The organism is Cellulomonas sp. ATA003, from assembly GCF_031582905.1.
In the GTDB taxonomy this organism is placed as follows: Bacteria; Actinomycetota; Actinomycetes; order Actinomycetales; family Cellulomonadaceae; genus Pengzhenrongella.
The window spans coordinates 2,263,960-2,276,140 of record NZ_CP133990.1; the positions used below are offsets into that span (position 1 = coordinate 2,263,960).

General features: G+C 73.7%; 11 protein-coding genes and 2 pseudogenes. 4 read left to right on the forward strand and 9 right to left on the reverse strand.

Annotated features, from left to right (window positions below; translation table 11 throughout):
• Positions 1-60: 60 nt before the first annotated feature.
• Both REH70_RS11240 and REH70_RS11245 read right to left on the reverse strand, forming a co-directional pair.
• Positions 61-2,886, reverse strand: coding sequence for an aconitate hydratase (locus tag REH70_RS11240; protein ID WP_310747273.1), 2,826 nt, complete (start codon positions 2,884-2,886; stop codon positions 61-63).
• Positions 2,887-3,066: 180 nt separating this feature from the next.
• Complete coding sequence (locus tag REH70_RS11245) at positions 3,067-3,258, reverse strand: translation initiation factor 2 (RefSeq protein ID WP_310754242.1); 192 nt, start codon at positions 3,256-3,258, stop codon at positions 3,067-3,069.
• A 561-nt stretch (positions 3,259-3,819) separates the two neighbouring features.
• Here REH70_RS11245 and REH70_RS11250 point away from each other — a divergent pair.
• Entirely contained in the window at positions 3,820-3,966 is a 147-nt protein-coding gene (locus REH70_RS11250) for a hypothetical protein (RefSeq protein ID WP_310747275.1), read from the forward strand.
• A gap of 53 nt (positions 3,967-4,019) precedes the next feature.
• Here the strand turns inward: REH70_RS11250 and REH70_RS11255 are convergent, their stop codons facing one another.
• Together REH70_RS11255 and REH70_RS11260 are read right to left on the reverse strand one after the other, a co-directional pair.
• The gene (locus REH70_RS11255) at positions 4,020-5,279 is read right to left on the reverse strand and encodes a methyltransferase domain-containing protein (protein WP_310754243.1); all 1,260 of its coding nucleotides are present in this window, start codon (positions 5,277-5,279) and stop codon (positions 4,020-4,022) included.
• Positions 5,280-5,342: 63 nt separating this feature from the next.
• Positions 5,343-7,346, reverse strand: coding sequence for an APC family permease (locus tag REH70_RS11260; RefSeq protein WP_310747277.1), 2,004 nt, complete (start codon positions 7,344-7,346; stop codon positions 5,343-5,345).
• 111 nt (positions 7,347-7,457) lie between these two features.
• Between REH70_RS11260 and REH70_RS11265 the strand changes: the two are divergent.
• Together REH70_RS11265 and REH70_RS11270 are read left to right on the forward strand one after the other, a co-directional pair.
• Positions 7,458-8,090: pseudogene (locus tag REH70_RS11265) on the forward strand (potassium channel family protein); the annotation flags it as partial.
• 13 nt (positions 8,091-8,103) lie between these two features.
• Positions 8,104-8,778 carry a TrkA family potassium uptake protein gene (locus REH70_RS11270; protein ID WP_310747278.1) on the forward strand — a complete coding sequence of 225 codons (675 nt, stop codon included), beginning with the start codon at positions 8,104-8,106 and terminating at the stop codon, positions 8,776-8,778.
• On the opposite strand, the gene REH70_RS11275 is transcribed toward REH70_RS11270, so the two are convergent.
• The 4 genes and pseudogenes from REH70_RS11275 to dut all read right to left on the reverse strand — a co-directional run bounded on the left by REH70_RS11275 (position 8,711) and on the right by dut (position 11,134).
• Positions 8,711-9,454 (reverse strand): DUF3159 domain-containing protein, encoded by a 744-nt coding sequence (locus REH70_RS11275; RefSeq protein ID WP_310747279.1) that lies wholly within the window; start codon positions 9,452-9,454, stop codon positions 8,711-8,713. The two genes, REH70_RS11270 and REH70_RS11275, sit on opposite strands and share 68 nt — an antisense overlap.
• The gene (locus REH70_RS11280) at positions 9,447-9,812 is read right to left on the reverse strand and encodes an OB-fold nucleic acid binding domain-containing protein (protein ID WP_310747280.1); all 366 of its coding nucleotides are present in this window, start codon (positions 9,810-9,812) and stop codon (positions 9,447-9,449) included. The genes REH70_RS11275 and REH70_RS11280 overlap by 8 nt, the downstream gene beginning before the upstream one ends.
• 43 nt (positions 9,813-9,855) lie before the next feature.
• Positions 9,856-10,605, reverse strand: coding sequence for a DUF3710 domain-containing protein (locus REH70_RS11285; protein WP_310747282.1), 750 nt, complete (start codon positions 10,603-10,605; stop codon positions 9,856-9,858).
• A 102-nt stretch (positions 10,606-10,707) separates the two neighbouring features.
• Positions 10,708-11,134: pseudogene (gene dut, locus REH70_RS11290) on the reverse strand (dUTP diphosphatase).
• Between the two features lie 99 nt (positions 11,135-11,233).
• Between dut and REH70_RS11295 the strand changes: the two are divergent.
• The gene (locus REH70_RS11295) at positions 11,234-11,764 is read left to right on the forward strand and encodes a DUF3093 domain-containing protein (RefSeq protein WP_310747284.1); all 531 of its coding nucleotides are present in this window, start codon (positions 11,234-11,236) and stop codon (positions 11,762-11,764) included.
• Between the two features lie 81 nt (positions 11,765-11,845).
• On the opposite strand, the gene REH70_RS11300 is transcribed toward REH70_RS11295, so the two are convergent.
• The gene (locus REH70_RS11300) at positions 11,846-12,145 is read right to left on the reverse strand and encodes a DUF4193 domain-containing protein (RefSeq protein WP_146902053.1); all 300 of its coding nucleotides are present in this window, start codon (positions 12,143-12,145) and stop codon (positions 11,846-11,848) included.
• Positions 12,146-12,181: the final 36 nt, after the last annotated feature.

The window sequence follows — 12,181 nt, forward strand, 5'->3', positions numbered from 1 at the left end:
ACGACGACCGGCGCCCACCCCGAGGGTGAGCGCCGGCGTCGTCGTGCTGGGACCCGTGCGTCAGGCCGCGGTCACCAGCGAGCGCAGGACGTACTGCAGGATGCCGCCGTTGCGGTAGTAGTCCGCCTCGCCGGGGGTGTCGATCCGCAGCACGGCGTCGAACTCGACCGTGGTGCCGTCGCCCTTGGTCGCCGTGACCCGGAGGGTGCGCGGCGTGGTGCCCTCGTTGAGCGCGGTGACGCCCGCGACGTCGAACGTCTCGGTGCCGTCGAGGCCGAGCGACTCGGCGTTCTCCCCGGCCGGGAACTGCAGCGGGAGCACGCCCATCCCGATGAGGTTGGAGCGGTGGATCCGCTCGAAGCTCTCGGTGATGACCGCGCGGACGCCGAGCAGGCTGGTGCCCTTGGCGGCCCAGTCGCGCGACGACCCGGAGCCGTACTCCTTGCCGCCGAGGATCACCAGCGGGACGTCCGCGGCGGCGTAGGCCTGCGCGGCGTCGTAGATGGTGGTCTGCTCGCCGGTGAGGTGGTTCACCGTGAAGCCGCCCTCGACGCCGGGCACGAGCTGGTTGCGCAGCCGGATGTTGGCGAACGTGCCGCGGATCATGACCTCGTGGTTCCCGCGGCGCGAGCCGTAGGAGTTGAAGTCGCGCCGCTCGATGCCGTGCTCGGCGAGGTAGACCCCCGCCGGGCTGTCCGCCTTGATCGAGCCGGCCGGGCTGATGTGGTCGGTCGTGACCGAGTCACCGAGCTTGGCCAGCACCCGCGCACCGGCGATGTCGGTGACCGGCTCCGGCGTTGCGCCCATGCCGTCGAAGTACGGGGGCTTGCGCACGTAGGTCGACTGCGGGTCCCAGGCGAACGTCGCGCCCTCGGGGGTCTGCAGACCCTGCCAGCGCTCGTCGCCGGCGAACACGTCGGCGTAGTCCTTCGTGAACATCGACCGCTGGACCGCGAAGTCGATCGTCTCCTGCACCTCGGCCGGCGACGGCCAGATGTCGCGCAGGTAGACGTCCTCGCCGGCCTCGGTGGCGCCGAGCGGCTCGTTCTCGAAGTCGAAGTCCATCGTCCCGGCGAGGGCGTAGGCGACCACCAGCGGCGGCGACGCGAGGTAGTTCATCTTCACGTCGGGGTTGATGCGGCCCTCGAAGTTCCGGTTGCCCGAGAGCACCGAGACGACCGACAGGTCGTGCTCGTTGACCGCGGCGGAGACCTCCTCGGGCAGCGGGCCCGAGTTGCCGATGCACGTCGCGCAGCCGTACCCGACGAGGTGGAAGCCGAGCTTCTCGAGGTAGGGCCACATGCCGGCCTTCTCGTAGTAGTCGGTGACGACCTTCGAGCCCGGAGCCATGGAGGTCTTGACCCACGGCTTGGCGACGAGCCCCTTCTCGACGGCCTTCTTGGCCAGCAGCGCGGCGGCCAGCATGACCGACGGGTTGGAGGTGTTGGTGCACGACGTGATCGACGCGATCACCACGTGCCCGTGGTCCAGCTCGGTCTGGGTGCCGTTCTCCAGGGTGAGCGGGACGCGCTTGTGCGGCCGCTTGGCCGCATCGCCGCCGTCGACGTGGCGCGGGGCGGCCGAGGCGTCCGCGTGCTCGCCCGCCGCGATCGGGTCGGACGCCGGGAAGGTCTCCTCGACCGACTCGTCGAGGCCCTGGGTGTCCTGGTGCTGGAAGTCGTCGACGTAGTCGAGGATCGAGGTCGCGAAGGACTGCTTCGCCTCGGTCAGCTCGATGCGGTCCTGCGGGCGCTTGGGCCCGGCGATCGACGGCACCACGGTGGACAGGTCGAGCTCGAGGTACTCGGAGTACACCGGCTCGCTGTACGTCGCCGACGACGGGTCGTGCCACAGCCCCTGCTCGCGGGCGTAGGCCTCGACGAGCGCGATCTGGTCGTCCGAGCGCCCGGTCAGCCGCAGGTAGTCGACCGTGACCTCGTCGATCGGGAAGATCGCGCAGGTCGAGCCGAACTCCGGGCTCATGTTGCCGATCGTCGCGCGGTTGGCGAGCGGGACCTCGGCGACGCCCTCGCCGTAGAACTCGACGAACTTGCCGACGACGCCGTGCTGGCGCAGCTGCTGCGTGATCGTCAGGACGACGTCGGTCGCGGTGACGCCGGCCGGGATCGCCCCGGAGAGCTTGAAGCCGACGACGCGCGGGATGAGCATCGAGACCGGCTGGCCGAGCATCGCGGCCTCGGCCTCGATGCCACCGACGCCCCAGCCGAGCACGCCCATGCCGTTGACCATCGTGGTGTGCGAGTCGGTGCCGACGCAGGTGTCGGGGTACGCGCGGGTGACGCCACCGACCTCACGCGTCATCACGCCGCGGGCCAGGTACTCGAGGTTGACCTGGTGCACGATGCCGGTGCCGGGCGGGACGACCTTGAAGTCGTCGAACGCCGTCTGGCCCCAGCGCAGGAACTGGTAGCGCTCGAAGTTGCGCTCGTACTCCAGCTCGACGTTGCGCTCGAACGCGTCGCGCCGGCCGGCGACGTCGATCTGCACCGAGTGGTCGATGACGAGCTCGGCCGGGGCGAGCGGGTTGATCCGGTTCGGGTCGCCGCCGAGGTCGGCGACGGCCTCGCGCATCGTGGCGAGGTCGACGACGCACGGCACCCCGGTGAAGTCCTGCATGACCACGCGCGCCGGCGTGAACTGGATCTCCGTGTCCGGCTCGGCGGCCGGGTCCCACGACGCGAACGCGCGCACGTGGTCGGCGGTGATGTTGGCGCCGTCCTCGGTGCGCAGCAGGTTCTCCGCGAGCACCTTGAGGCTGAACGGCAGGCGCTCGAGGCCGGGCACCGCGGCGAGGCGGTAGATCTCGTAGGAGGTCTCGCCGACCTCCAGGGTCCCCTTCGACCCGAACGTGTCGACGTTGCTCACATCTGCTCCTTCGCTGCGACTGCTCGGCGCCCCACGGGCCGCCGGACCGGGCGCGGGTGGCCGCGCCCATCGGCGGGCCGCCCGTTTATCTTGACGTCAAGATACATCGTACCCGTTCTGCCGGGACGGCACACACCGGGGACCCACCGCCGGCGGGCGGGTCCCCCTCGGTGTCGGTGGTCAGCGCCCGCCGGCGCCGACGTCACCCCCGCCCGCCTGGGCGGCGGCGAGCGCCTCGGCCGCCTTGCGCTCGAACTCGACCGCGCGGTCGTGCGCGCGGTGGTCGTAGTCGGGCGTGCCGGCCTTGCGCGCCTCGGCGGCCGCCATCCGACCCGCCTCGACGTAGCGCCGGGCGGCTTCCTGCTCGTCCATGTGCTCCACGACCGACTCCCTGCTGTCGCGCGCCCGCCGGACGCGAGCGCCCTGACCACCGACGCTATGCCGGACCTGCCCGGAGGGCCAGACCTCGCCGCACCGCGCACGACCGGTGCCGACCGGTGCCCTGACCATCGGGTGGTCGTCCGCGACAATGGGCGGCATGACCACGACACCGACGCCGTCACGCACCCGGATCGCCCTCGTCAGCGGCGCGGGCACCGCCGCCTACTACGCCACGCCGGACCTCATCCGTGCGCGTCCGCTGCGTGCGTGGGTCAAGACGGGCTTGCTCGCCGCCATCGCCGCCGGCTCCCTGCCGGACGTGCAGGCAGCGGCCGCGGCGGTCCGCGCGGCCCGGGAGACCCCCGTCACGGATGCCCCGGCCACCGCCCCCACGGACCCGGAGCGGACCGAGGACAACACGTTCGTCGCCGAGGACGCGACGACCGAGGGGCGGCGTCCGGTCCCTCGACGCTCGCGACGCTGCCGACGTCCGGGAAGGTCGTCGGTGCGGCGTTCGCCGTTCTCTTCCTCGGGGCGTCGACCGCGCTCACCGTGGCCGCCGAGCGGTGGGTCTTCCGCCGCGGCGAGGCGCGGGCCGCTGCCGGGGTGCGTCTGCCGCACACCCGGACCGGGCTGCTGCTCGGAGTGCTCGCGGCGGGCCTCGCCCTCGTGCCGTCGCCGGACGACGCGCGCGGGTGAACCCGTGAGGCGACCCGCCCGACCCGCCCGACCCGCCTGACCCGGCCTCCCGGTCAGGCGCGGTCGAGCACCGCGATGCACTCGACGTGGTGCGTCATGGGGAACAGGTCGAACGCCCGCAGCCCGCTCAGCGCGTACCCGGCCTCGGCGAGGTACGACACGTCGCGGGCGAGGGCCGCGGGGTCGCACGCGACGTAGACGACGCGCTCGGGGCGCAGCTCGGCGATCGCCGCGACCACCTTGCGCCCGGCGCCCACACGCGGCGGGTCGAGCACGACGGCGTCCGCGTGCACGACGTCCGAGTCGGCGTCCACGGCACCGGACAGCACCCGGGCGACCTCCCCGGCGTGCAGCTCGACGTTGGCGCGGTCGTGCACGTTGCGACGTGCGTCGCGGACCGCACGCTCGTCGCCCTCGACGCTGACGACCTCGCCGGTCGGCCCGACGGCGTCCGCGAGCGGCAGGGTGAACAGCCCGGCTCCTGCGTACAGGTCGAGCACGGTGGCGCCGTCGACGTCGCCGAGGCCGTCCAGCACGGCCTGCGCGAGCACACCGGGGGCCTCGCGGTGCACCTGCCAGAAGCCGTCGGCGGCGACCCGGTAGGTGTACTCGCGCTCACCCACCCGCAGGTGCTCGCGCACCGTGCTGCGCGCGTTGGGGCGCTTGTCGGCGCGGCCGCCGACGTGCGGGACGCCGTCGACCAGCACGAGCGGCGTGCCGTCGGCCGGGGCGACCACCTCGATCCGGGCCCCGGGCGGCCACGTGCGCCCGAACAGGTCGAGCCCGGCGATCGCCTCGTCAGCGAGCGGCATCGCGGTGAGCGGGTGCACCTCGTGCGACCGGTAGCCGAGCATGCCCGCGCGGCCGGTGGCGTCCGCCACCAGGTCGATCCGCGTGCGCCAGCCCAGCCCGCCGCGCGCGTCGTCCCCGGGCGCCGCCTCGACGACGACGTCGCGGTCCAGCTTCGCGAGCCGGCGCAGCTGCTCGGCGACGACGTCCGCCTTCCACCGGCGCTGCGCGGGCAGTGCGACGTGCGCGAGCTCCCCGCCGCCGACGCCGCCCGGCCCCGCCTCGGGCCACGCGGACGGCACCCGGTCGTCGGACGCCTCGAGGACCTCCACGGCGTCCGCCCGCCAGAACGAGGCGTCCGGGGCGGTCTCGGTCAGCCGGGCGCGGACGCGCTCGCCGGGCAGAGTGTGCCGGACGAACACCACGCGGCCGCGGCCGCCGGGCGAGCCCGGGGAGGCGTCGTCGTCCAGCCGGGCGACGCAGTGGCCGCCGTGCGCGACCGGCCCGACCGTGAGCTCCACGATGCGACCATCGGCCTCCCCGTCCGGGGGGCACGGACGGGACGGGGGCTGCGCGGGCGGCGACGGTCAGAAGGCACCCGGCACCGTACCCTGCACGGTGCCCTCGAGGCCCGTCTGCCCCTCGGTCGAGGCGAGCTGCCACGGCACCGAGGCGACCACGACACCCGGGGTGAACAGCAACCGGCCCTTGAGCCGCAGCGCGCTCTGGTTGTGCAGGAGCTGCTCCCACCAGTGCCCGACGACGTACTCGGGGATGTACACCACGACGAGGTCACGCGGGCTGTCGCGGCGGATGGAGCGCACGTAGGTGAGGATCGGGCGGGTGATCTCCCGGAACGGGGAGTCCAGCACCTTGAGCGCGACGGGGAGGTCGAGCTCCTCCCACTGCGCGCGCAGCTCGGCGACGTCCTCGGGGTCGACGCCGACCGTCACCGCCTCGAGCACCTGGGGCCGCGACGCCCGCGCGTAGGCGATCGCCCGCATCGTCGGCTTGTGGAGCCGGGACACGAGCACGAGGGCGTGGACCCGGCTCGGCAGGGCGCGCGCGGCCGCGGGATCGTCACCGAGGGCGAGCTCGGCGCGCACGAGGTCGTAGTGACGGCGGATCGCCTTCATGAGCACGAACACCAGGCCCATCGCCAGGATCGCGATCCAGGCGCCGTGGGTGAACTTCGTGACGAGGACGATGACCAGGACGACCCCGGTCATACCGAGCCCGACCGCGTTGATCACCCGGGACCGCACCATGCGGCGCCGGGTCACGGGGCTGGTGACGGTGCGCATCTCGCGGGTCCAGTGCCGGACCATGCCGAGCTGGCTCAGCGTGAACGAGACGAACACCCCGACGATGTACAGCTGGATGAGCCGGGTGACCTGGGCGTCGAACGCCCAGATCAGCACGATGGCCGCGAGCGCCAGGGTGATGATGCCGTTGGAGAACGCCAGCCGGTCCCCGCGGGTGTGCAGCTGGCGGGGCAGGTAGCCGTCCTTGGCCAGGATGGAGCCGAGCACCGGGAAGCCGTTGAACGCCGTGTTGGCGGCCAGGACGAGGATGAGCCCGGTGACCACGGCGATGGACACGAACACCACGGGGTAGCCCGCGAAGACCGTCTCGGCGAGCTGGCCGATCACCGGGTGCTGGACGTACTCCTCACCCACCGGGACGCCGTCGCGCAGCAGCTGGGACGCCGGGTCCTCGACGTAGTGCACCCCCGTCGCCCGGGCCAGCACGAGGATCGACATGATGAACGTGATGGAGATCAGCCCGAGCAGCGCGAGCGTCGTGGCGGCGTTGCGCGACTTGGGCTTGCGGAACGCCGGGACGCCGTTGCTGATGGCCTCGACCCCGGTCAGCGCGGCCGACCCGGACGCGAAGGCGCGCAGGATGAGGAACGCACCCGCCAGCCCGGTCAGCCCCTGCTCGAGGCCCGACTGCGGCACGATCTCCAGCTCCGCGCTCGCCGCCTGCGGCAGGTCCCCCGCCAGGTAGCGGACCAGCCCGACGACGGCGACCGAGCCCACCCCGAGCATGTACAGGTACACCGGCAGGGCGAAGGCCGCCCCGGACTCGCGCACGCCGCGCAGGTTCGCGAGCGTGAGCAGCGCGACCACCCCGATCGCGAACGCCGTCTCGTGCCCGCGCAGCGCCGGGACCGCGGACGCCGCGTACTGGGCACCGGCGGACACCGAGACGGCGACCGTCAGGACGTAGTCGACGAGCAGCGCGCTCGCGACCGAGACCCCGGCGGTCCGCCCGAGGTTCGCGGTCGCGACCTCGTAGTCCCCGCCGCCGGACGGGTAGGCGTGCACGTTCTGCCGGTAGGAGGCGATGACCGTGAGCATGACGACGACGACGCCGAGACCGACCCACGGCGAGACGACCGTGGCGGCGAGGCCGGCCAGCGCGAGGGTCAGGAGGATCTCGTCGGGGGCGTACGCGACCGAGGAGAGCGCGTCCGACGCGAAGACGGGCAGGGCGATGCGCTTGCGGAGCAGGGTGTGGTCGAGCCGGTCGCTGCGGACCGGCCGCCCGAGCAGGAGCCGCTTGGCGGCGTCCGCGATGTCAGACATGAGTGACCACTCTAGGCACTGGTCCGACCTGCGCACCGGACCTGCGGACCCGACCTGCACCGGACCTGCGCACCGGGCGGAGTAGCGTGCTCCACCGTGCACTTCGTCATCATGGGCTGCGGTCGGGTCGGGGCGACCCTGGCCGGGTCGCTCGAGGCCAGCGGGCACTCCGTCGCCGTCATCGACCAGAACCCGGACGCGTTCCGCCGGCTGGACGCCGACTTCTCCGGCAAGAAGGTCACCGGGCTCGGCTTCGACCGCGACACGCTGGGTCAGGCCGGGATCGAGGACGCGTACGCGTTCGCCGCGGTCTCCGACGGCGACAACTCCAACATCCTCGCCGCACGCGTCGTGCGGGAGACGTTCGGGGTCGCCAACGTCGTGGCGCGCATCTACGACCCCCACCGTGCCGAGATCTACCAGCGGCTCGGCATCCCGACCGTCGCGACGGTGCGCTGGACGTCGGACCAGGTGCTGCGTCGCATGCTGCCGATGGGCGCGACGGACGAGTACCGCGACGAGTCCGGGCAGATCCGGCTCGTGCGCGCCGATGTCCATCCCGCCTGGGTGGGGACCCCGCTGCGGACGATCGAGTCGGCCACGGGCGCCCGCGTCGCCTACCTGCTCCGGTACGGCGACGGTCTGCTGCCGCCCCCGGACGGCGTCCTGCAGGAGAACGACGTGCTGCACCTGCTCGTCCGCGCCCGGGACACCGCGGCGGTCGAGCGCACCCTGACCCGCCCCCGGAGGACCACTGATGCGCGTCGTCATCGCCGGTGCCGGCTCCGTGGGCCGCTCCATCGCCCGGGAGCTGCTCGCGCACGACCACGAGGTCACGATCATCGACCGGCAGCCCAGCGCCATGCGGGTCGCGTCGGTCGCGGACGCGGAGTGGCTGCTCGCCGACGCCTGCGAGCTGCCGACGCTGACCGAGGCGAAGGTCGCCGAGTGCGACGTCGTCGTCGCCGCCACCGGTGACGACAAGGCGAACCTGGTGATCTCCCTGCTGGCGAAGACGGAGTACGGCGTGCCCCGGACCGTCGCGCGGGTGAACAACCCCAAGAACGAGTGGATGTTCGACGAGGCGTGGGGGGTCGACGTCGCCGTCTCCACCCCGCGCATCATGACGGCCATGGTCGAGGAGGCCGTCGCCGTCGGGGACCTCGTCCGGATCTTCACCTTCCACCAGTCCGGCGCGGACATCCTCGAGCTGACCCTGCCCGAGGGGTCGCCCCTCGCCGGCGCGCGCGTCGGTCAGGTGCAGTGGCCGGCCGACACCGTGCTCGCCTGCATCGTGCGCGGCGACCAGCCGATCGCCCCGAGCCCGGACGACACCCTCGAGGAGCGCGACGAGCTCATGTTCGTCACGGGTCGGATGGCTGACGAGACGGAGCTGGAGCGGATCCTGGGGTCCGGACCAGCAACCAGGTGACCCACAGGGTCAGCGCCCACAGCGGCACGCCCATGACGAGCCGCGCGGTGCCGAGCCAGCCCACGGACGCCCCCAGGTAGAGCGGGACCTGCACGAGGAGCCGGGCCCCGAACATCGCCACCCACACCCAGGTCGCCCACGCGTAGCGCCGGCGCACGACGCGGTCCGCGCGCCACGCGGTGCCCTCGCCGCGCAGCAGCCCGACGACGATCCCGACCAGGGGCCAGCCGACCAGCACGGACACGAGGCACGCGACGCCGTAGGCGGCGTTGGTCCACAGCCCGTAGGCGAAGTAGTCCTGGGCCTCGCCGGAGCGCCAGGCCCAGAACACGCCGATCGCCACACCCACCACGCCGGCGAGCGCCTGCGTGATCGGGGTGCGCTGCACGAGACGCAGGACGACCGCGACCACCGTGACGGCGACCGAGGCGACGAGCGCAGGGGTCAGGGACGACGTCGCGACGTACACCGCCACGAACACGATCCCGGGGGCCACCGACTCAGCGAGCCCCCGGACGCCGCCGACGGCGTCCGCGACCGAGAAGTCGTCGCCGAGCACGGCGGCGACACCGGCCGGCGCGGGGCGCGCCGGGGTGGCGCCGCCGGCGTCGGCGTCGGCGCGCGTCGGGCCGCTCACCGGGTCGCGCCCGGGGCCACCCGCACCCGGCTCACTCACCCGGACGGGGCTGGAGCTCGTAGCGGGGGTTGTACACCGTGCGCCGGCCGTCGATGCCGCACACGAGGCCCTCGAAGGTGCCGCGGCGTCCCGGCTCGATGCCGGCGATCTCGCGACGGCCGAGCCAGACGAGGTCCAGCGTGCCGGTGCCGTCGTACAGCTCGGCCTCGAGCGCCGGCACGCCCTGGCGTGGGCGCAGCGTGATGGAGCGGATGACGCCGTGCACGGTCGCCCGGCGCCGCTCGGGCACCTCGGCGACCGGGGTGCAGCCGCGCTTGTGGGACTCGGTGCGCTCCTCGTCGGCCTCGAGCTCGGCCTGCGAGGCGAGCGCCCGCTGCAGTACGGACCTGACGTCCATGGGTCGGTCGCCTATCGGGTCTCGGTGATCTCGGGCCCCCGGGTCAGGGGTCGAGTGCGGGCGTCGCGGCGGCCGGCGGCACCGCGGGCGCGGGTCGCTGGCCCGGCAGCCGCAGCGCGAGCAGGTCGCGGGGTGCGCGTGCCTCGGTGCCGCGGACGACGACGATGTCCGCGAAGAGCGCCTCGAGCGTGGCCGCGCGCTCGGGGTCGACGGCGGCCGCGCCGGTGAGCACGCCGCGCAGGAACCAGCGCGGACCGTCGTGCCCGATGAAGCGAGCTGGGCGGTGACCCGTGCGGCCCTCCGGTGTGCGCACGGGAAGGCGCGCGAGCAGCTCACGGCCGAAAGGCCCGGGCACCTCGTCGACCGCACCACCCTGCTTGGTCACGGACTCGGCGATCTCGCCGCGGATCTCGTCCCAGATGCCGTCCGTGCGCGGCGCGGCGAACGCCTGCACCTGCAGCGCGGAGCCGGCCAGGGTCACCCCGACGCCGGTCACCTGGTTGGTGGCCTTGTCGACCTCCATCCGCAGCTCCATGCCCACGACGCCGGGTAGCCAGACGGACCCCAGGTCGAGCCGTCGGCCCGGTCCGTCCACCTCGGAGACGTCCCACGGCCCACCGGGCGCGGGGCGACCGGGCGACGACGCGGCCTCGGCGAGGACGGCGTCGTCGCCCACCTCTGCCTCGCTGCCGCCCTGCGCGGGCGTCGGCTCGGCGCCGGCGGTCTCGACGTCGTCAGCCGCCTGGACGGACGCCGTATCGCGGTCGTTCGCGCCACGTCGGAACAGACCCACGTGTGCTCTCCTTCGCTCCTCGGCCACGGCGCGGGCCGCCCGGGACGGGCGTGCCTGCGCGCTGTGCACCATGTCGACAGTAATAGCCCCAAGGGGGCCGACCTACTCCCGGTGCGCCCACCCACCGCTGGAACCGAGGCCGGCGTCACCGCGGTGCGACCCCGGCAACCGCTCGGCGCGGACGAACCGTGCCCGCTCGATGCGCTGCACCACGAGCTGGGCGATGCGGTCACCTCGCCTCAACCGGATCGGCTCGACGGCGTCGGTGTTGAGGAGGGTGACCTGGATCTCCCCGCGGTACCCGGCGTCCACGGTGCCCGGGGCGTTGACGACCGTGAGCCCGTGCCGGCTCGCGAGCCCGGAGCGGGGATGGACGAAGGCGGCGTACCCGTCCGGCAGGGCGATGCTCACCCCGGTGGGCACGGTCGCGCGCGTGCGGCGCGAGCTCGACGTCGACGCGGGCGACGAGGTCGGCGCCGGCGTCACCCGGGTGGGCGTAGGTGGGGACGGGCAGCTCGTCGTCGAGCATGACCAGCAGGACCTCGAGGTCGGGGGAGCCACGGGCGACGACTCTAGCCGCGTCCCCGCCGGTGCCCGGCAGGCCTCGACGACCTGGGATGCTGGAGCCATGGTCGACCCCGCCGCCACCCGTCCCACCACGCATGACGAGCGCCTGTGGTTCGGCCCGGCCGGGTGGGTCGGCGTCGCGGGGTTCGGCCTCGTCGGCGTGATCGCCCTGTATCCGGTGAGCCCGGCCGCGGGCGTCGTCGGCGGCGTGGTGACCCTCGCGGTCGCGCTCGTGCTGGCGGCGCGGTGGGCGACCCGGGTCCGGGTGGCCGACGGCGAGCTGTGGGCCGGCCGGGCCCACCTGCCGCTGGCCCTCGTCGGCGAGGTGGTTGCGCTGGACGCCGAGATGACCCGCGCCGAGCTCGGGCCACGCCTCGACGCCCGCGCGCACGTGTGCCTGCGCGCGTGGGCCCGGACCGCGGTGCGGGTCGAGGTCGTCGACCCGCAGGACCCGACGCCGTACTGGATCGTGTCGACGCGGCACCCCGAGCGCCTTGCCACCGCCCTGGCCACGGGGCGCGACCGGGCCGGTGGCCCCGGACGCGGACGGCCGGCGGCGCGGGACGAGAGGTCCCGCGGCCACCGGCCGTGAGGTCGCGACGCGAGAGGTCGTGACGGGTGTGGTCGTGACGGGCGGACGGTCAGCGAGGACCGGACGCCGGGGTGCGGACCGTCAGGCGGCGCACTCGGTGCAGACCGGCTGACCGTTCTTCTCGAAGGCGAGCTGGCTGCGGTGGTGCACCAGGAAGCAGCTCGAGCAGGTGAACTCGTCGGCCTGCCGGGGCAGGACGCGGACGGAGAGCTCCTCGCCGGAGAGGTCGGCGCCCGGGAGCTCGAACCCTTCGGCGGCTTCGGTCTCGTCCTCGTCCACGACTCCCGAGCTCTTGTCGGAGCGGCGCGCCTTCAGCTCCTCGAGGGAGTCCTCGCTGAGGTCCTCCTCGGTCTTGCGCGGGGCGTCGTAGTCGGTTGCCATCTGTGTGGTCACACTCCGTGTCGTGGTCGTGCGGTG